The 19,527-nt window shown below is 51.6% G+C and carries 20 protein-coding genes and 2 tRNA genes; 11 read left to right on the top strand and 11 right to left on the bottom strand.

The genetic code is table 11. The features are described 5' to 3' along the window. Positions 1-104: 104 nt before the first annotated feature. From RIC05_RS02785 to RIC05_RS02795, 3 genes are all read right to left on the bottom strand, one after another. A complete protein-coding gene (locus RIC05_RS02785) occupies positions 105-1,145 on the bottom strand; it encodes a rod shape-determining protein (RefSeq protein WP_350044042.1) in 1,041 nt (346 codons plus the stop codon). A 182-nt stretch (positions 1,146-1,327) separates the two neighbouring features. Next, entirely contained in the window at positions 1,328-2,254 is a 927-nt protein-coding gene (locus RIC05_RS02790) for an alpha/beta hydrolase (protein WP_350046257.1), read from the bottom strand. A 158-nt stretch (positions 2,255-2,412) separates the two neighbouring features. Further along, positions 2,413-3,963, bottom strand: coding sequence for a 2-isopropylmalate synthase (locus tag RIC05_RS02795; protein ID WP_350046256.1), 1,551 nt, complete (start codon positions 3,961-3,963; stop codon positions 2,413-2,415). Between the two features lie 648 nt (positions 3,964-4,611). Here RIC05_RS02795 and RIC05_RS02800 point away from each other — a divergent pair. Together RIC05_RS02800 and RIC05_RS02805 are read left to right on the top strand one after the other, a co-directional pair. Further along, on the top strand, positions 4,612-5,235 hold the full coding sequence (locus RIC05_RS02800) for a LysE family translocator (protein WP_350046255.1): 624 nt from the start codon (positions 4,612-4,614) through the stop codon (positions 5,233-5,235). Positions 5,236-5,366: 131 nt separating this feature from the next. After that, positions 5,367-5,690: a hypothetical protein gene (locus RIC05_RS02805; protein ID WP_350046254.1), complete on the top strand. Its 324-nt coding sequence runs from the start codon at positions 5,367-5,369 to the stop codon at positions 5,688-5,690. A gap of 95 nt (positions 5,691-5,785) precedes the next feature. Here RIC05_RS02805 and RIC05_RS02810 read toward each other — a convergent pair whose 3' ends face one another. Beyond that, complete coding sequence (locus tag RIC05_RS02810; RefSeq protein ID WP_350044047.1) at positions 5,786-6,820, bottom strand: hypothetical protein; 1,035 nt, start codon at positions 6,818-6,820, stop codon at positions 5,786-5,788. 212 nt (positions 6,821-7,032) lie between these two features. Then, a complete protein-coding gene (locus tag RIC05_RS02815; protein ID WP_350046253.1) occupies positions 7,033-8,058 on the bottom strand; it encodes a GGDEF domain-containing protein in 1,026 nt (341 codons plus the stop codon). A gap of 456 nt (positions 8,059-8,514) precedes the next feature. Between RIC05_RS02815 and RIC05_RS02820 the strand changes: the two genes are divergently transcribed. The 4 genes from RIC05_RS02820 (at position 8,515) to RIC05_RS02835 (ending at position 11,212) form a co-directional block, all read left to right on the top strand. Beyond that, complete coding sequence (locus RIC05_RS02820) at positions 8,515-9,117, top strand: hypothetical protein (protein ID WP_350046252.1); 603 nt, start codon at positions 8,515-8,517, stop codon at positions 9,115-9,117. 438 nt (positions 9,118-9,555) lie between these two features. Further along, positions 9,556-10,008 carry a hypothetical protein gene (locus RIC05_RS02825; RefSeq protein ID WP_350046251.1) on the top strand — a complete coding sequence of 151 codons (453 nt, stop codon included), beginning with the start codon at positions 9,556-9,558 and terminating at the stop codon, positions 10,006-10,008. A 201-nt stretch (positions 10,009-10,209) separates the two neighbouring features. Continuing rightward, a complete protein-coding gene (locus tag RIC05_RS02830; protein WP_350044051.1) occupies positions 10,210-10,416 on the top strand; it encodes a cold-shock protein in 207 nt (68 codons plus the stop codon). Positions 10,417-10,540: 124 nt separating this feature from the next. Next, complete coding sequence (locus RIC05_RS02835; protein ID WP_350046250.1) at positions 10,541-11,212, top strand: 5-formyltetrahydrofolate cyclo-ligase; 672 nt, start codon at positions 10,541-10,543, stop codon at positions 11,210-11,212. A gap of 42 nt (positions 11,213-11,254) precedes the next feature. On the opposite strand, the gene RIC05_RS02840 is transcribed toward RIC05_RS02835, so the two are convergent. The 5 genes from RIC05_RS02840 to RIC05_RS02860 all read right to left on the bottom strand — a co-directional run bounded on the left by RIC05_RS02840 (position 11,255) and on the right by RIC05_RS02860 (position 12,541). Further along, positions 11,255-11,647, bottom strand: a complete 393-nt coding sequence (locus tag RIC05_RS02840) for a GFA family protein (protein WP_350046249.1) — start codon at positions 11,645-11,647, stop codon at positions 11,255-11,257. After that, the gene (locus RIC05_RS02845; RefSeq protein ID WP_350046248.1) at positions 11,608-11,706 is read right to left on the bottom strand and encodes a hypothetical protein; all 99 of its coding nucleotides are present in this window, start codon (positions 11,704-11,706) and stop codon (positions 11,608-11,610) included. Before RIC05_RS02845 ends, RIC05_RS02840 begins: the two co-directional genes overlap by 40 nt. Before the next feature lie 190 nt (positions 11,707-11,896). Then, positions 11,897-11,970, bottom strand: a tRNA-Gln gene (locus RIC05_RS02850). A 138-nt stretch (positions 11,971-12,108) separates the two neighbouring features. After that, positions 12,109-12,348, bottom strand: a complete 240-nt coding sequence (locus RIC05_RS02855; protein WP_350046383.1) for a GIY-YIG nuclease family protein — start codon at positions 12,346-12,348, stop codon at positions 12,109-12,111. A 119-nt stretch (positions 12,349-12,467) separates the two neighbouring features. Next, a tRNA-Gln gene (locus RIC05_RS02860) sits at positions 12,468-12,541 on the bottom strand. Between the two features lie 245 nt (positions 12,542-12,786). On the opposite strand from RIC05_RS02860, the gene RIC05_RS02865 reads away from it, so the two are divergent. The 5 genes from RIC05_RS02865 (at position 12,787) to RIC05_RS02885 (ending at position 18,806) form a co-directional block, all read left to right on the top strand. Continuing rightward, on the top strand, positions 12,787-13,977 hold the full coding sequence (locus RIC05_RS02865) for a Ppx/GppA phosphatase family protein (protein ID WP_350044056.1): 1,191 nt from the start codon (positions 12,787-12,789) through the stop codon (positions 13,975-13,977). 63 nt (positions 13,978-14,040) lie between these two features. Further along, positions 14,041-14,847 (top strand): RlmE family RNA methyltransferase, encoded by an 807-nt coding sequence (locus tag RIC05_RS02870; RefSeq protein ID WP_350044057.1) that lies wholly within the window; start codon positions 14,041-14,043, stop codon positions 14,845-14,847. A gap of 177 nt (positions 14,848-15,024) precedes the next feature. After that, positions 15,025-15,549, top strand: coding sequence for a PAS domain-containing protein (locus RIC05_RS02875; RefSeq protein ID WP_350046247.1), 525 nt, complete (start codon positions 15,025-15,027; stop codon positions 15,547-15,549). Between the two features lie 247 nt (positions 15,550-15,796). Next, positions 15,797-17,263, top strand: coding sequence for an IMP dehydrogenase (gene guaB, locus RIC05_RS02880; RefSeq protein ID WP_350046246.1), 1,467 nt, complete (start codon positions 15,797-15,799; stop codon positions 17,261-17,263). A 214-nt stretch (positions 17,264-17,477) separates the two neighbouring features. After that, complete coding sequence (locus tag RIC05_RS02885; protein ID WP_350046245.1) at positions 17,478-18,806, top strand: RsmB/NOP family class I SAM-dependent RNA methyltransferase; 1,329 nt, start codon at positions 17,478-17,480, stop codon at positions 18,804-18,806. Positions 18,807-19,006: 200 nt separating this feature from the next. On the opposite strand, the gene RIC05_RS02890 is transcribed toward RIC05_RS02885, so the two are convergent. Further along, a complete protein-coding gene (locus RIC05_RS02890; protein ID WP_350046244.1) occupies positions 19,007-19,363 on the bottom strand; it encodes a hypothetical protein in 357 nt (118 codons plus the stop codon). Between the last annotated feature and the right edge of the window lie 164 nt (positions 19,364-19,527).

A 19,527-nucleotide genomic window follows, 5' to 3' on the forward strand; every position in this document is an offset into this window, starting at 1 on the left:
GAAGGTTGTCTTATATCCCGATGGGGATATTCAACCATAACGAAATCACCGAGTCGCGTCCAGAGTGGATACGACCCGGTGATGATATTTTAAGTCTGATTTTCTTAATAAGCTGTGTGCAGAACGTTACGCAGCATCTTTTTCTCTTCCAGTGCGCGACCGGTACCCAGTGCAACACAGGAAAGAGGATCGTCTGCAATCGAAACCGGAAGGCCGGTCGCGTGGCGCAGAACATAATCAAGATTGCCAAGCAATGCGCCGCCACCGGTAAGGACAATACCCTTATCAACGATGTCAGCAGCAAGTTCCGGCGGGGTTTGTTCAAGTGCGACTTTCACCGCCTCGATAATCGCCGATACTGGTTCTGCAAGACTTTCCGCGATCTGACGTTCAGAAATCAGCAGTTCCTTTGGAACGCCATTCATCAGGTCACGACCACGGATTTCGACGGTTGCCCCATCTCCATCATCAGGGGCGCAAGCCGATCCGATTTCTTTCTTGATGCGTTCAGCCGTGCTTTCACCAACCAGAAGGTTATGGGTGCGACGGATGTAAGCAATGATCGCTTCATCCATTTTGTCGCCGCCAACGCGAACGGACCGTGCATACACGATACCGCCAAGCGACAGAACGGCAACCTCGGTGGTGCCACCACCGATATCAACAACCATAGAGCCGGTCGGCTCGGTTACCGGAAGACCGGCACCGATTGCAGCAGCCATTGGTTCATCAATCAGCCAGACTTTGCGTGCGCCAGCACTCTCGGCACTTTCCTGAATGGCGCGGCGCTCAACAGCGGTCGACCCTGAAGGCACACAAATGATGACTTCCGGACTTGCGAAGTTGCGGCGATTGTGAACTTTACGAATGAAGTGCTTGATCATTTCCTCGGCGATGTGGAATTCCGCAATTACACCGTCACGTAACGGGCGGATCGCCTGAATGTACCCCGGGGTACGACCGAGCATTTGTTTGGCCTCTTCACCAACTGCAAGTACCTGTTTCTTGCCTTTTTCGTCGGTGATGGCCACCACGGATGGTTCGTTAAGGACGATGCCACGCCCTTTGACGTAAACCAGTGTGTTGGCGGTACCCAAATCCACCGCCATGTCGGAGGATAAAACCCCAAGAAGCTTGGAAAACATTCCTGCCCTATGCCCCGGTTAATAGTAAAATCTTGAATACGAATGTACCGGCTTTGATAGCCTAAGGATTAAGCCGATGCACGAATAATCTGCGCAGGGGATTGAGGAATAATTAAGGCGCGTCATTTTCCTGAAATAAGGCGGCAAAAACATGATCAGGAATATGGTCTTGGCGGTTTAATTCAATTTTGCGTATTTTTTTCTGTTACATGGCTTTCCAAAAGGAAATTCGTCACCATGGCGACTATTGCGGGACTGCTTTCTATTGAAAGGAGCTTGCGAGTCGCTTGTTTTTCAATTGTTTCGCCACTTTCGAACACTTCAAAACGGACGGGTTCCCGGTTGGGAGCAAGGTCAGGTGAAAGGTCCCTGTCCAGTCGCCAATGACACCAGGCAGGCGGGTTAAACGGATCATCTTTCAGCCCGATCAGAAGACTGGGAGCCAAATTGTCCATTTCCGACATACATTGCGGGCGCAGACCAATTAACGCCTTAAACTGCGTTTTCGAATGTTTGGCGTGTCCGTGGCGATAAATCGCCAATTGTGCGGCCCCTGCACCATAGCCATAGCCAAAAACAGCAATGCGGTTTGGATCAATTTCGTCTTGCGTGGTCAAATATTGAAGGGCGCTTAGGGCATCAAAGGCCCAATAGGTCAGGCCGTGTTTGGGAGCTTCAAGGGATCCTTCGGTGCAATAGGCCTGTGACGGGTGTGCCTGATTTGGTGAAATCAGCAGGACACCAATCCCGTCATTTTGCAGTTTTTTGATCCAGCTATCAGGAAAACGATCATTACAGTCGGGCAGGGCAACGATTGCGGCATGCCCGGTATCAGATGCCAGTGCCGTCGATGTTGGGGGGTAATACTGCGCGGGAATGTCTGCTTGCAGGCTGTTATCGACGTCTGGAACCGTCTTGCCTTGTGATGCGAGGCGCTGACGGAGCGCGCTTTTGGGGTAGGGCTGGGCTGGGACGGTTACCGATTGCCCGTCAACGGCCGGCGCGGGGAGGCTGTCAACGGGGTTCAAGCCGATTGCAGCTGCGCACAGCAACACACCAGCCGTTATCTGACCCAGATGGTTGGATACAAAGGCATCACGTTTGAACATGTGTAAATCCCTTTCGCGTGCTTGAATGTAGCACAGGGAAGGGTATTTGAATATTCACAGCATGGTGTGGAATGGTTTTTTGGGCTGATGACAAATGCACATAAAAAAGGGTGGCGAAACCGCCACCCTTTCAAAAGAATTACAGGCAAGAAAGTTACTCAGGATGCCATGGCGTCCGGCGCGGTTTTCTTGCTTTTTTCGATCAGTTTGTTCACCGCAGTGACATAGGCCATGCAGGATGCGACAACCGTGTCGGTGTCAGATGCATTGCCAACCACGGTGCGGTCTTCGCCGTCGAGTTTGACGGTGACGGTCCCTTGGGCGTCAGTACCCTCGGTCACGGCATGGACCTGATAAAGTTTCAGGCGCCAGTCATGCGGGTAGATTTCCTTGATCGCGTTAAAGGTCGCGTCAATCGGGCCATCACCGGTGGTTTTGGCTGAACGGACTTCACCGTCAACGCTGAGTTCCAGTTCGGCAGTCTGTGGGCCTTTTGAGCCACAGGTAACCGTCAGGCCAACAAACTTGATATGTTCGTTGTCGCGCATGCCATCATCGACCAGTGCGACAATGTCATCGTCATAGACTTCTTTCTTCTTGTCGGCCAAATCCTTGAAGCGGGCAAAGGCATCTTCAATGGTGTTGTCGCCCAAGTCGGCAAAGCCCAGTTCTTTAAGCTTTTCGCGGAAAGCATGGCGACCGGAATGTTTGCCCATGACCAAGCTTGATTTGTTCAGGCCTATGGATTCCGGTTTCATGATTTCATAGGTTTCGGAATTCTTCAGGAAGCCATCCTGATGGATGCCGCTTTCATGGGCGAAGGCGTTCGCGCCAACAATTGCCTTGTTGGGTTGAACGACAAAGCCGGAAACGGCCGACACCAGACGCGATGCGTTCATGATCTTGGTGCTGTCAATGCCCGTGGTGAACGGGAAGGCATCGTTACGGGTGTTGATCGCCATGACGATTTCTTCGAGGGCGGCATTACCGGCACGTTCGCCCAGACCATTGATCGTACATTCGATCTGACGGGCACCGGCATTCACCGCAGAGATCGAGTTGGCAACCGCCATCCCCAGATCATTGTGGCAGTGAACGGACAGGATCGCCTTGTCGATGTTTGGCACGCGGTTAAACAGCATGGTCATCAGATCGGCATATTCGGTCGGTGTGGTGTAGCCAACCGTATCCGGGATGTTGATTGTCGTCGCACCGGCCTTGATCGCAGCTTCAACGCAGCGGCACAGGAAGTCATGTTCGGTACGTGATCCGTCTTCTGCCGACCATTCGACATCATCGGTGAATTTACGTGCCAGCGTGACACTTTCAATCACCTTCTCCAGAACGCGTTCCGGTTCCATCTGCAATTTGAATTTCATATGCAGGGGGCTTGTTGAAATGAAGGTGTGGATACGCTTGTTTTCAGCGGGCTCCAATGCCTCGGCAGCACGTTCAATATCGCCCTTGGCCGCACGGGCCAGCGAACAGATGGTCGGGCCAGAGATCTGTTTGGCAATTTCATTGACGGACTTGAAGTCACCGTTCGATGCGATGGCAAAGCCTGCTTCGATAACATCGACCTTCAATTCCGCCAGTGCATGCGCCACGCGCAGCTTTTCGTCAAGCGTCATCGATGCACCGGGGGACTGTTCCCCATCACGCAAGGTGGTGTCAAAAATGATGACGCGATTGTCGTTTGCACTAGCCATTATCTTGTTTCCTGATCAAACGGGCATTGCCCGGTATATAATTTCTGTCTGGAAGGAGTGCGGGCCGTCTGGCGCGACTTTTTCCCCTGAGCTGCGGTAAGTGGATCGACATATTGTCTTTGTGATCCGAACCGGCTTTTTCGCTCAGGGGCGAGTAAGTCGTAGCGAGCCTAAGGCTGCGAGACCAAGGAGACCGAGAAGCAGGTTTAGGGCAGACAGCGCAAATGCGCCCGAAGCTTTTGCTTCAGTGCAATCGGCATATGCATCAATGTTGCAAATGTCTGCGGTCATCGGTCTTCATCAATTGGCTTCACATGCCAGTCATAGCTGGCGACGTCCCCAATTTCGTTGGACCGCCCGCCGAGGTCAAGTAATTTTTGTACTTTTGAGTGTGTTTTTTGGGTGGAATTTAGCGAGGGGCTTTGCCGATGTCCGGGTATCTCACGATTTTCAACGTATTTTCCGGATTTGGGGCGTGGACGTGATTGGCGTAAACAGGTCTGTATTCCAGCCAATTTAATCGGCCCTGACCCGAAAAAGATGCTGGTCGGAAATTAGGTTATCGGGTAGTGATTTTCCCCCGACAAAAGTCATGCCCCATATATGACCGTCAGGAATGCGCGCCACCCGAAGTCACAGGAATATTCCATGATCAGTTTATCATTGATCGGGGCTTTCATCCCGACGGCCTTTTTCGTCTCGATCACGCCGGGCATGTGCATGACATTGGCACTGACCCTTGGCATGACAATTGGTCTTAAACGCACACTTTGGATGATGGTGGGCGAACTTGTCGGTGTCGGGATTGTGGTTGTGGCATCGGCGCTTGGTGTTGCTGCTGTGATGTTGCAGTACCCTGACGTATTTGCCGTTTTTAAATATGTCGGTGGTGCCTATCTGGCATGGCTTGGCATTCAGCTTTGGCGTTCACGCGGGCGGATGGCAATTTCATCCGAAGTGGAAGGGGCCAAGACGGCAACCGCGTTCGGATTGATGACGCAGGGTTTTGTAACTGCCATTTCCAACCCGAAGGGCTGGGCTTTCATGGTTTCGCTTTTGCCGCCATTCATCAGTCTGGAACATGCAATTGCGCCGCAGCTTTCCGTTCTGGTTGCGATCATTCTGGTCACGGAACTGATTTGTATGACGCTCTATGCGACGGGCGGTCGGTCTTTGCGCAAGTTCCTTGAAAAAAGCGGCAATGTCCGCGTCTTGAACCGGGTTGCCGGTACGTTGATGATCGGCGTTGGTGTGTGGTTGGCGACCAGCTAATCGTCTATTGTTCAGTTCTCGTTTCCAGCGTTGAAGCGCCAATAAGTTGTTATTTTTTGGTGTGTTAATGTTTGTTTTGTCGGTCCGTCGTAACTATATGTCATAAAATAATTATTGCAGGATGATCAGTGATGCGTGAACTGCGCTGCATTGTTTTTGAAGATGGCGAACTGATCAAGGCGCTTATTGCCCATGGGCAGCGTACCGGCAAGGCGATGCCGCCTGGCCAAATCAGCAGTTTTGAAATCGAGCGAACCCCGGAAGTCGTCGCACGGATGGTGATTACCTCTGACGCAGGGGAAAGGACGGTTGTTCCAACATCCGGTGCGCAATTGGCGGCTGCGATGATTGCTTATTGTATTGACCGAAGGGTGCCTGTTCCCGCACATGCTGCAAAATCAATTACCGTGATTGACGGACATGTTGCATTGAAAATTACCCTGCGCCCGGACTAGGGATCGATTGATAACGGGTCTATCGGCAAGCAAAATATACAAAAGGCGCGGTTTATGTTCCGCGCCTTTGTTATTTTGGAGGGCAGGTCAGTATTTTACCACTGCATCATTTTGCCTTTGAGCGCACCCATACGATCATCTTCATTCTTGAAGTTCTGACCCGATGCAATGCCATCTTGCATCTTGGTCATCAGCAGCCATTGCTTGACCTTCATAAACCGTGGGGCAAGGAACTGATAAGTGTCCTTGACCAGCCGCACGGCAAGCGGGCCGCGTTCAAGTTCAAGTTCTTCCCACTGAATGATCAGCGGTTGCCAAGCACGCAGGCGCTTATACAGGTCATCACGTTTGGCGCGAATATATTGGCGCTGTGATGTGAAGTTACGCAAAACAGACATGATCTCGCCTGTATTGGCGTCAACTTCTTCAAAGGTTGTCTCGAATTTTTTCTTGGCGTCATCAAGCAGTCGGATGGATTGCGTGACGGTTTCAAGAATGCCCTTTTCATGGGCGTAAATCCGGCGCAGTTCCTGCAGTTTACGGTCAACCATCAAGATTTTGCGATACCGCACGCGAAGCGTCTCAATATAGGACAGTTCATCCGCAACCTGATGAACAAGACTGACGACTTCCTCGCGGTTTCCTTTGCCGATACCAAGTTTTTCGGCCACCTCGTCAAAGGCTTGGTTGATCTTTTTCTTGGTGTTCGGGTCTTCGGCGATCTGCATCAGTTCGTCCGGGTCGGTGATGAGTTCTTCACTCCCAGACATCCAGGTCACCAACTGCATGGTTATACGGTTATAGGCAATCGCCTGATGGGCTTCATCGACTTCCCATGATGCTTCACCGGTCAGGATTTCAAGCGGAAGATTATCCCCGGGACGCAGGATATTGATGAAGTTAAGTGACTTGTCGATCAGGCTGATAAGGTCGCCATCCTTGGATTCAGGATCAATGTCGAATTCGCGACAAATGGCGAGAAGTGGCAAAGACACAACAGAACCTTCTGCCATTTTAAGGACAAAAAGAGCTTCGTCTGAAATATCAGACTTCTGAAAATGACATTCTTCGAACGTTTTGAAAATCTTGTGTTCAAGCTCGATCTTGCGTTCGGTTTTGGGTGTCTTCATATGGTTGCTCCGCCCTGCAAAGCCTTTGTACTTATTATGTTGTACATCCCAGGTGTGATTGTAAGAGGTTCAAACCTGTAGATTATGGCCCGTCAGGACACCTGTGTTAGCTCGATGTCTTTTTCTAATTGTAACTATTGTTGTAGCGATCTCTTTTGTCAGAGATTTAGGCGCTTGTTGACTTGATTGTCGCCGTTTTGCGCGTTTGCAGATCAGTGCAAAATACAGGTATTTCTTCCTTCCTGTTTTGCCTGATAGAGCGCATTGTCAGCACGGTCAACAAACTCAAGTATATTCTCCCCTAGCTGGTAGGACGTCAAGCCAATAGAAACGGTTAACTTACCGAAATCCTTGCCAGTTTTTTTATTTATAATGCGTTGGTTTGACACATTATCCCGTAACTTGTTCGCCAGTTTTGCGGCGTTTTCCTTGGATGTGTCTGGCAATATGACTGCGAATTCCTCGCCGCCATATCGGGCAACCGTATCGGCACCTTTGGTCGAGCGTACCAAGACGCGTGCGACCGCCTTGAGAACGCCATCTCCGGCACGGTGTCCGAAATTGTCGTTAAAGTCTTTGAAGTGATCGATATCGATCATCAGCAAGGACAATGGTGCCCCGGATTCCATGGTTGTTGTCACCGCATCACGCAAGGACGTGTCAAAGTTCTTGCGGTTGGCAATTCCCGTGAGCGTATCGGTCATGGCATCACGGCGCACCATCTCAAGCTCGGTGCGAACACGGCGGACTTCATTGTGGTATTCTTCAATATTGCCATTGAAGGAGCCAAAACACCCGCGCGCCTTGCTTGTTGTGTCAGAAAGGCTGCGGCTGACAGTGCGGGCATCCTCGACAGTGATGTCTTCAGCAAGCAGCCGATGGGATGCGGTATCCAACTCGTTACAAAACTGTTCTGTGTCGCGCATGACCGTATGAACGGCTTCTTCTACACGCTCGACGGCGGCCTGGAGGCCTTCTACGCCCTGATTAATGTGCTGCTGCAATGCGTGCGTTCCCAGATACTTGTGGTAAATCCGAAAAACGGTTTCCTCGTCAAGTTCCTGGGTGTTGCGGATGAGCACTTTAATAAGCTGGCTTAGTTCCGGGACTTCATTTGTAAGATAGCTATAAAACACGTGATAAACCTGCGGCGTGGGCTGCAAGTTGAGCTCATCAATAAGCATCATGACGTTATGTGCAATGTCACGTGGGTTTGCGATCTTGGTTGTCGCTGTCACTGCCTAATTTCCGATCCGAAAGTCTTTCCCATTCAGGTAATCAGTGTCCCGTTTCGTGTTTATCGCATCTTATGACTGATGCTGTTGGAAGACGCGCCTGCCATTTATATGTACGCGTTTTATAAACCTTTGCCTATCATCGTTCGAACCATGGGTGATTGTCACGTGAAACCGTCTGTTGAAAAATGACAAAATCAGACATTCCTTTCATGTGGGCAATCAAGTGATTGAGCACAACAGCTTCTTGAAGTGAAACGTGCCCCGCGCCACATGCCCATAATCACCAAGTTTGCCGTCAGGATCATGGATATGGTGTTTTTGCGATCATTATTGATTGGGGCGTTGCTGGTTTTTGGCGTCAAAGGGCTCGCGGGGATTGTTTTAAGTGATGCCAATGCCACAGGTGTATCGGTGTCGTCAGGCGTTTCTGTGCCCATAAAAGTCGGGAATGTTGCTTTGGCGACACCGGAATGGCAAAGCCGCCTTACCGATTCCCAGTTCATATTTTACGACGCATTAATATCGGCGCCGAATATTGAGTGGAATGATGGGGTGCCGTATGACCGCCTGGTTAGTCTGTACGAAAGCGGCGATCTTGATTGTATTGTTGGCCCGACGTATTTCCCAAGAGAGGGAAAGGTCTTTTCCGACCATGAGATCCGCTTCGAGATGGTGATGTTTGGACGGCGTGGCGAAAGTCTTCTAAAGCGGGACACAATCACAGTTGGATATCTTGCCACCTTGCCCCGATTTGATTTGCCAATTGTTCAGCCGGTTGAATGGTATGGTTTAAGGACGATCCAACAGGGAACTGATTTGATCAAGATCGGCCGAATAGATGTGCTGATTGCTCATAACGGTTTTTTTGATGGTGATCCCGTGATCGAAGAAATGCCATTTCCGCCGGTTCATGCAGTTGACCTGACTTTGCAATGTCATGACACCCCGTCTGCCCGTACATTCCTTGCCGCCTTCGATGCGCGTTTGCGCCATGAATATGACAATAGCGACAGCCGTATCTTTGAAGGCAGACTGGGAAAAAGGAACAATGTTTCCTGATGGGACGGTACTGGTCTCGTCCAACCTAGTGCGTTGACGTAACCTCTGGCAGTCGCCGGTGAGCCAAAGCTTGTTATTGCACGTATATTCAAGGCACGGTTCTTACGACGACATCTCTTGAAAAGAGTTCAGAATGCTGTTTTACAGCTACACAGGAAGCGCGAATTGAAACATCAGGGCAAGTGTTCTTCAGGCTTCCTATGCCAGTATCTGGTTGTGTTGTTTGGCCTGCTTTGCTTTCCTGTTTCCGCACATGCAGAAGGCCCCGTTCGGATCGCAAGCAATATCGGGTTTGATGCAAACTGGCTTGCGCATGCGTTACCGGATCAGCGAAAGTTTGTGACCCGACTTCGGGCACAAAATCGTCCTGTGATATTTGAATCACTTCCTTACAATCGATTTCAAGAAATCTTGGAAAGTGGCGAAATCGATTGCGTGATGGGATCAGACCAGGCGGATTTTGAAAATAGCATCGCAACGCAAAGCAAGATCCGTTTTGAATTAAGGTTATTTCGCCGCGAGGGTGTTGATCTTCGATCTTTGCCGGTTGTGAATGTCGGGATCCTTGCCAATTTGCCAAGGCCGCATGTTCCCATAAGCTCTGAAATTCATTGGCATGATCTTAGGAGTCTGGATCAGGCGGTCGAATTGCTGGTCGCGGGCCGTCTTGATGTCATCGTAGGGGATGCCACAAACATTCGAATGTATGGCAGAGCCGAAATTGTTCAGGCCGATCTTCCGCCTGTGATTATCGCCAACTTGTCTCTTATTTGTCGGGATACAGAACCCTTGCGTGAATTCGTCGGTGGCTTCGATTCATCTATGGGGGTGTCGAACTTGCGACAATCGCAACCAGATGAAAGCCGTTACACGGTTATGAATGGTTGGTAGCGAAAAAAGAACTTCATACATGAATCCATTGCACTAAGGCCAAAATTCGGTAATTATTGAAACGGTGCAGTACATCTTGCGGGGGCATGGTTGCTTTCTGGTTGATAGAAATCATGCTCTTTTCGGGTGTATTGTAGGGACGATTATCTAGCAGTTCCTCAAAAGGGAAATGCGCTTACTAAACTAAGGACGACTACGGATATGGCTACCGGAACGGTTAAGTGGTTCAATGCGACCAAGGGTTATGGCTTCATCACCCCTGACGAAGGCGGCAAAGATGCATTCGTGCATATCACCGCTGTTCAGCGTGCTGGTCTGCAGGGACTTGATGAGGGTCAGAAGGTTCAATTCGAGCTGATTGAAGGTCGTAACGGCCGCATGTCGGCAGAAGAACTCTCCATCGGGTAATTAATTTTGGATTGCAGCTTTTGCTGACAACCGTTAACGCGCCGGGTTTCCGGCGCGTTATGCGTTTGTGATGTTTTGTTGTAGGCTGTGCCAACATGAACATCAACGCACTGTATTCCTTTCCATGCGCCTTGACCTGCCGTCTGCACCCATAACCAAAGATGCCAATTGCCAATCAGAATGGCGCCATGCCGTAAGGCGGGCATTGCTTGGGTGGCGTGCGGCCTTGGATGCCGCAACGCACGAACATCTTTCCGATCAAATCCGGATGCATTTTGCGGCTTTCTTGAAAGACCGGGCTGCGGCAACTGTCGGGTTCTATTGGCCGATCCAGAATGAAGTCGATTTGCGTCCGGTGATGGAAAATCATCTGGAAGCAGGGGGCAGGGCCGCTTTACCCGTTGTGCCGGGCAAAGATCAGCCGATGGTTTTCCACAATTGGACGACGGATACGGAAATGGCACCGGGTTTTGCCCGCATTCCCGAACCGCGTGATACAGAAAAAGTCCAGGTCCATGTATTGCTCGCCCCGCTGGTCGGGTTTGACCCGGCCGGGTATCGGCTTGGCTATGGCGGCGGGTTCTTTGATCGCACATTGGCCGCGCTAAAACGCAAACCGCTGGTGGTCGGTATTGGCTTTGAAGCCACACGCCTTGATGACATCCTGCCGCATCAATATGACGTTCCGGTCGATGTCGTGATTACCGAACAGGGGGTGCGCTATATGTCCGAGTGCACAGCATCCGAAGCCGAGAAAGCAGACCAGACATCACCGCCATGTCATCTAGGCGACTGAACTTGAAATCGGTGCAGGGGCTGTGCTGATCAGTCCGTGATTTCAGTCTTCGGTGCGTTCAGTACCTTCGCGATCACGTTCATAAAGTTTGCGGATCGGAAAGGCAGGCAGCCAGTTTTCGCGGCGATCCGTAAATAATTCATAGGTCGGCTTGAACTGACTGGGTTCATCCAGTGTGCCCAGATTGACTTCAATCTCATCGTCGCTTTGCGAATAAACCGACGACCCGCACTTGGTACAGAAATGCCGTCCGTCATAGTTGCCGGTTACGCCGCTGACCGTGACAGAGGTTTGTGGGAAGATGGCCGAGGCATGGAAAAGCGCACCATGATGCTTGCGGCAATTAAGGCAATGACAAATCCCGACCCGATAGGGCGTGCCTTTTGCGATAAGCCTTACTTTGCCACACAGGCAGCCGCCGGTAACTTGATCCATGTCGTGTCTCCTTTGAACTTGTTCGTGTGAACAGACAGTCCATCATAGTGCTGCGCCAAACGTTTGTTCAGATCGCTTGCGATGCCAGCATATAAAGTGTTGTGGAGTGTTCAGCTTTGGAGAATGTGCACGTAATAAATAACACCCGCCTTCGCTACGCTATGGCGAGGCATTCCGTTTCACACGTTTCGTCTCGAGACAGTCTCGTCGAAGCTAAATTTTGCCTTTGGCAAAATTAGTGAAGACGGATGGCTGGGGAACCTGGACTCGAACCAGGACTAGCGGAGTCAGAGTCCGCGGGTCTACCATTAACCTATTCCCCAGTAGGGTGAACAAGAGTGTTCAACACAAGCACTGGACGCTGTGGAGGTGTGTCGTAATGGATTGGAATTTGATTGTCAAGGCGGCTGTTGAGCAGGCTGAAACTGAATGATTGTTCGTCTTAAATGAAGTGTGGAATGTTAAAAATGCTTCTTGGCAAAAGCTCGCCCGGAGGACGATTTCAAGTATTTTTCGAACTCTTCGGCTTTGGATGAATCGTCAAACCTGATGCCTGTTCGGATTTTCCATGGCTTGAACTTGTTCGTGTGAACAGACATTCCATCATTGTGCTGCGCCAACCGTTTGTTCAGATCGCCGGTTATGCCAACATAAAAGTGTTCTGGAGTATTCAGACTTTGGAGAATGTACACATAATACATAGCGCCCGCCTTCGTTGCGCTTCGCTTCACTATGGCGAGGCATTCCGTTTCACACGCTTCGTCTCGACATAGTCTCGTCGAAGCTAAATTTTGCCAATGGCAAAATTAGTGAAGACGGATGGCTGGGGAACCTGGATTCGAACCAGGACTGACGGAGTCAGAGTCCGTAGGTCTACCGTTAACCTATTCCCCAACAAAACTTAGGCCCGCCCGACACGTGATGCGTCGTGGCGTGGGGCGCTATGTATAAAACCCGCCCGGTTTTGGCAACACTTTTTTATTCCAATCACGCCAACCATGCGATTCCTGCATACGGGAATTGCCTTGTTCTCGATTGTCGTTACACTCATATAGCTGATTCGCGAGATCGTCATATAATTGTCGTGATCGTCAGCGACAAGTTTGGTGCAACGACATTTGAAGTCAGGTTTTGATAAGGTGAAACACGTATCTCCCCATAGCAACTCGCACAGGGCAGAACGCCCGGCTAGCGGCGCTGCAATGGGCGAGCACGCCGTGCTTGATGCACCTGACAAACCCGGCATGCCCAAGCCTGGTACCGCCGTTCACATCCCCGAAGGCGGCAATAAAGCATCACGGATTGTCGATTGCATCACAGCCCCGCTGTATGCCGCGATCGATCTTGGCAGTTCAAATTGCCGGCTTTTGGTCGCGCGTCCCTGCAATGACGGGTTCAAGGTCATTGATGCGTTTTCGCGGGTTGTGCGTCTTGGCGAAGGTGTCCGCGAAAAGGGGTATCTGTGCGAAGCTGCGATGGAACGTGCGATTGATGCGCTTCGGGTTTGCTCCAAAAAACTCCGCCGTCATCCCGGTGCACGGCTTCGCGCCGTTGCGACCGAGGCGCTGCGCACGGCCAATAACCGCGATGAGTTCCTAAAACGGGTTCTGGATGAAACCGGCATAGCGCTTGATATCATCAACCCCGACGAAGAAAGCCGTTTGGCCCTTCAGGCCTGTTCGGCGCTTCTTGATGATCGCCCTTATGCGGTGGTGTTTGATATTGGCGGTGGTAGTACGGAAATTTGCTGGATCAAGGTTGATCAGACGGGCAAGACCCAATGCATTGAAACCTTATCCATGCCGTGCGGTGTTTTGTGCCTGACCGAACGGTATGCATCGGTTGAGGAGCGCCGCGAACGGTTTGAGGCCATGCGCACCGAAATCCGTCAGCGTCTTGAAGAATTTGCCAAGCGCAATTGCTGCACAGACATGCTTGATGATGACAAGGTACAGATGGTTGGAACGTCGGGAACAGTAACGACCTTCTGCGGGATCGCCCTTGGGCTTGAGCGGTATGAACGCCATAAGGTTGATGGATCTGATCTTCGCTTTGATGATGCCGAACGTGTGACAGAACTTTTGCTGCGCATGGAATCAGATAAACGCAAAGGGCATCCATGCATCGGTAATCAGCGCGCCGAATTGATGGATGCCGGGGCGGCGATCTTTGCCGCGATTCGCGATATTTGGCCTTTGGCGACGTTAAAAGTCGCCGATCGGGGCCTGCGCGAGGGTATTTTGGTCGATTTGATGCGTGCAGACGGTCATGCTATTGACCCATGCGACGCGCGCCGTCATACAGTGTCGCATATTCCAGCCTCATCCTGACCGGTTAGACGTAAACGTCCCGACAGGGTAGTGGCCAACACAGAATTCAGTTCAGGAACGATCATGAGCGATAAAGGCAGCGGAAAAGGCGGTACACGTCGCCGCAAAGGTTCGGCCATTGCAGCCATTGATACCGGTGCACGGCGTGGCCTGCGTACGCGTGTCAAAAGTGCCAAGGGGCGCAAGATCTCGTCGACGCGCTGGCTTGATCGGCAACTGAACGATCCCTATGTCCAGGAAGCCAAGCGCCTTGGCTACCGGTCACGTGCAGCGTTCAAACTGATTGAAATCAACAACCAGTTTGATCTGCTGCGTCCGGGTATGCGCATTGTTGACCTTGGGGCGGCACCGGGTGGCTGGACGCAGATTGCCGTTGATATGGTTGGCTCCAAGCATGGCAATGGTCAGGTCGTTGGTCTTGATATCCTTGAATGGGAAGGGATTTCAGGGGCGACCTGTTTACAGGCCGATTTCCTTGATCCCGCCGCACCGGAAATGATCAAACATGCCCTGCAGGGCCCGGTTGATGCCGTGATTTCCGATATGTCCCCGGAAACCACCGGTCACCGTCAGACCGATCATATCCGTATTATTGATCTGGTCGAACATGCCCTTCTGTTTGCCGAAGAGGTTCTGGCACCGGGGGGTATTTTCATCGCGAAGGTGTTTAAGGGCGGGACGGAAAACGATCTTCTGAACCGGGTTAAAAAGAATTTCCGCGTTTCCAAGCATGCCAAACCACCGGCATCGCGTCCCGAAAGCCCGGAAGCCTATTTGATCGCGACCGGGTTCCGTGGGCAAAACAATGCCGAAGCTGATATCAGCAATGCCGAACTGCATGAAGACGATAACTGGTCACCGGTCGAATAGATCGGGACTGTAGGAAGTTTTCAAATGTGGAAAGGATGGCGAAAATTCGTCTTCCTTTTGCGCTACATCAAACCCCCGTTCCGACGCGCCAGGCTATAGTTGCAAAATAAATTTGCAACTTTGCATGGTGTGACAGCCTGACCGCGAAATACGGTCGTTGTGGGTGGGGTATCTTTGATGAAGCAGGAACAGCTTTTCCTGACGGGCGTCGAACGTCATTTCGATGAACACGAAATCATCGTTTCGAAAACCGACCTAAAAGGCCGGATCACATATGCCAATGATACGTTCCTGCACATAGCAGGCTACCGGGAACGTGATATTCTTGGCCAACCCCATAGCATTATCCGCCACCCCGATATGCCCAGATGCGTCTTCTCATTGCTGTGGCAGACGATCGAAGCCGGGCGCGAGATTTTCGCATATGTCATTAATCGCTCGGCAAATGGCGATCATTATTGGGTCTTGGCCAATGTCACGCCGACCTTTGGCCCGAATGGCAAGATCATCAGTTACCATTCCAATCGCCGTGTGCCGCGCCGGGATGCTTTGGCAAAGGTTATCCCGCTTTATGCCGCTCTTTGCGAAGAAGAAAACAAAGAACGCAATCGCAAGGACGGTATGGCGCGCGGGGCGGCGATGGTTGGGAAATTGCTGTCCGATGCCGGGATGGATTACGACGAGTTCGTCTTCACCCTTTAATATATCATCGCACCAAACGCTCGCATGTTCTTACGGTTGAACTGCGGCCTATAAGTGTGTTTGTGCATCGGGAACCGGGAAACAAAAAAGGGGCCTGCCTGACAGCAGCCCCATCGACCAGTTTCTAACGGAATGGGGAAAAGATTGCAGCAATAAAATCACAAGGCTGATATGGGTGCAGAAAACTTGGCATTTAGGCCGTAACGTGTATAAGTTCCGCGCCAACTCAGATTAACGAGGTGGCCAGATGACCCGCATAGCCGAAGCCCTGACGTTTGACGACGTACTGATCAAACCCGCAGCATCAGATGTGTTGCCTGCTCAGGTGCAGACCAATACCCGCATTACCAAGAAGATTGACCTCAGAATCCCGCTGCTTTCCTCGGCTATGGATACCGTGACCGAAAGTGCAATGGCGATTGTCATGGCACAACATGGCGGCATGGGGGTCATTCACAAGAACCTCGATATCGCCCAGCAGGCCGAAGCCGTGCGCCGCGTGAAGAAGTTCGAATCGGGCATGGTGGTCAACCCAATCACCATTCATCCCGATCAGACGCTGGCAGATGCGCTCGACCTGATGGATGTTAACCACATTTCCGGTATTCCGGTTGTTGAACGGTCTTCGAACAAGCTGGTCGGCATTCTGACCAACCGTGACGTTCGTTTTGCATCCAACCGCGCACAGCCGGTTTCCGAACTGATGACCCACGAAGGTCTGGTGACGGTGACCGAGAATGTGAACACTGAAGAAGCCAAGAAGCTTCTGCACCAACATCGCATTGAAAAGCTTCTGGTGGTTGATGAAGCCTATCGTTGTACCGGCCTGATCACGGTCAAGGACATCGAAAAAGCCAAGCTTCATCCAAATGCCTGTAAAGACGATAGCGGTCGTCTGCGTGTTGCAGCGGCAACCGGTGTTGGTGAAGCGGGCTTTGAACGGGCTGCTGCCCTTGTTGAAGCCGGGGTTGACGTTCTCGTTATTGATACCGCCCATGGCCATTCAGCAGGCGTGATCAAGGCTGTTGAGCAGATTAAGGCACAAGTCGGCGATACCCAGATCATTGCCGGTAACGTTGCAACCGCTGCGGCGGTCAAGGCCTTGGCCGAAGCCGGTGCCGATGCGGTCAAAGTTGGTATCGGTCCGGGGTCGATCTGTACGACCCGTATCGTTGCCGGGGTTGGTGTGCCACAGCTAACCGCCATTCTTGAATGTGCCGAAATGGCGCAGACACTTGATATTCCAATCATCGCTGATGGCGGGATCAAGTTTTCCGGTGATATCGCCAAGGCAATGGCAGCAGGTGCAAGTACTTGCATGGTGGGGTCGCTTTTGGCCGGTACGGACGAAGCACCGGGCGAAGTTATTCTTTATCAGGGCCGTTCGTATAAATCCTATCGTGGCATGGGATCAGTTGGTGCAATGGCACGTGGTTCGGCGGATCGTTACTTCCAGCAGGACGTTCAGGACAACCTGAAACTGGTCCCCGAAGGTATCGAAGGTCGCGTCCCGTACAAAGGCCCGGCTGGTCAGATTATCCATCAGTTGGTGGGTGGTTTGAAAGCATCCATGGGCTATACCGGTGCCGCAACCTTGGCTGATTTCCGCGAACGTGCAGAGTTTGTTCGCATCACCAATGCGGGCCTTCGTGAAAGCCACACCCATGATGTGACGATCACGCGCGAAGCCCCGAACTACCGTCCGGGCAGCTAGGCTGCGCTGCTTTGCTTCTTGATTGGCTGGTCTGCTCTGCATTTCATGCGGTTGGCGAACCGATAAAGCCATGATATGAGCGGCACAGAATTTATAAGATGACGGCAGGCTTTCCTGCCGTCATCGTCTTTTTTATCGTATTTATCGCAAGGTGTGCTGGCACTTCCCATATCCGAAGCAGCAGCATTACCCACAGACAGGTTGGATTTTCGCTTTGAAACCCGGTGCACGTATCGCCGCCGTTATTGAACTCTATGACGGCTGGACCCATACCCGAGACGACGCAGACCGCGTTGTATCAGCCTATTTCGGATCACGCCGTTATATCGGTGGTGGCGATCGCCGTGAAATCAGCGAACGTTTCTATAACCTGATCCGTCATCAGGCCCGTCTGGGTTGGTGGTTGGCCGAATGCGGGTATGAGTTTCAGGACGGTCGTGCACGCATGATCGCTGATCTGGTGTTGCATGACAGTTTGAAAATGGTCGACCTTGAAGACCGTTTTTGTGGCGAACAATTCTGCCCGGACCCGCTTCACCCCAATGAAAAGCATCTGATCAACAAATTGTCTGGCCAAAAACTGGACCATGATGCGCAGCCAGGTGCGGTTAAAACCGAACTACCAAAATGGCTGTATGCGGAACTGATGAAGCTTCATCACGAAAATCTTGCTGACGAAATGGCGGCTTACAATAAGCCAGCCAAGCTTGATCTGCGTGTGAACCGCCTGCAAGGCACCGTTGATGATGCCATCAAATCGCTCAATGCGGACGGCGTCAAAGTGATCGAAAGAACGCCTTATGCCCCGCATGGTCTTCGGTTGCCGCTGGGTGTCAACATGCTGGTGACGGCCGCCTATAAAGATGGCCTGATCGAAATTCAGGACGAAGCATCCCAGATTTGCGTCAATATCGTCGATGCCAAGCCGGGTATGACCGTTCTTGATATGTGTGCGGGTGGCGGTGGCAAAACGCTTGGTATTGCGGCGGACATGCGCGGCAAGGGTCGTATTCTTGCCTGTGATACCCATGGTGCCCGTCTGGACAATGCGCGCAAACGTGCGCGTCGTGCCGGGGCTGGTGATTGCATTCAACAGCGCATCATTTCCGATGAGCGCGATACATGGTTGCGCAGCAAGTCGGGTTTCTTTGACCGTGTTTTGCTTGATGTTCCATGTTCGGGACTGGGAACGTTGCGCCGTAATCCGGCTTTGCGCTGGCGTATTGGTCAACGCGATGTCCGTGCGATGATGGCAGAACAAAGCAAAATCCTCAAAGCCGGTGCTGCGCGCGTAACGCGCGGCGGGCGTTTGATTTATGCAACCTGTTCGATCATGCCCGAAGAAAACGAACGTCTGATTGAAACCTTTATGCGTGATCGCAAGGATTTCAAACCGGTTCCGATCAGTGATATCTGGCCGGACGCACCGAAATCCGTTCCGGTTCCGGGTGGGAAAGACAAGCCGTGGCTGCGCCTTTCGCCAAACGTTCATGGCACCGACGGTTTCTTTGTTGCGGTGTTCGAACGGACGGCAAAAAAATAATGGCACCTGCGGCAATGGCATATGGAACCCAGATCCAGACCGCTGCCGCCCTTAATCTGCCTGCACAAAAAAAGGCCCTGCGCACATATGTCGCAGGGCCAGTTTTGTTTTACCGTAAACGCAAGATTGCGTTGAAGACATCTTCTACAGGCTGCTCAGGCAACCAAATCAAACCGGGCTTAGAGGACTGGACAGATCAATTATTCTGTCTTCTGGGCCGGTTCGTTAAGAGGATCTTCCTTGGCGGCGCCATCGTTGTTAAACAACTTGTCCATGCCCGGAACTGTGCTGCCATCTTCTTGTGCCTGTGGTTTGGCTTCGTTCTGGCTATTTGTCATCGGGTCAGACGGCACCGGTGCTTCACCGACTTCGGCATCAGGGGCCGGAATTTTCGGGATTTGAACAGCACCGGTCGCATTGCTGCTGTCTTCAGTACCAAACAATGGAAGCGTCGCGCCGTCGTCTTTTTGAGTCATGGCGATCGCGGTCGCGGTACCGGCGATCAGAATAAGGCCAGCAACGGCCATTGCGATTTTACTACCTTTGGAAGTGCTCATAATCTTGTGTCCCTTGCTTTGATCAAGTGTGCTGTGCTCATGAATGGACGCGATGTTTCCCGCGTTCCGTTGATGGGTAATCTGCCCGATCATTGCGATGGAAAAAGGGACCAATTGTGTATTTTTCAGGGGAAGATGCGCGTAAAAACGCCGCAATCCTCCCC

This window comes from Thalassospira sp. (assembly GCF_040218635.1).
GTDB lineage: Bacteria > Pseudomonadota > Alphaproteobacteria > Rhodospirillales > Thalassospiraceae > Thalassospira.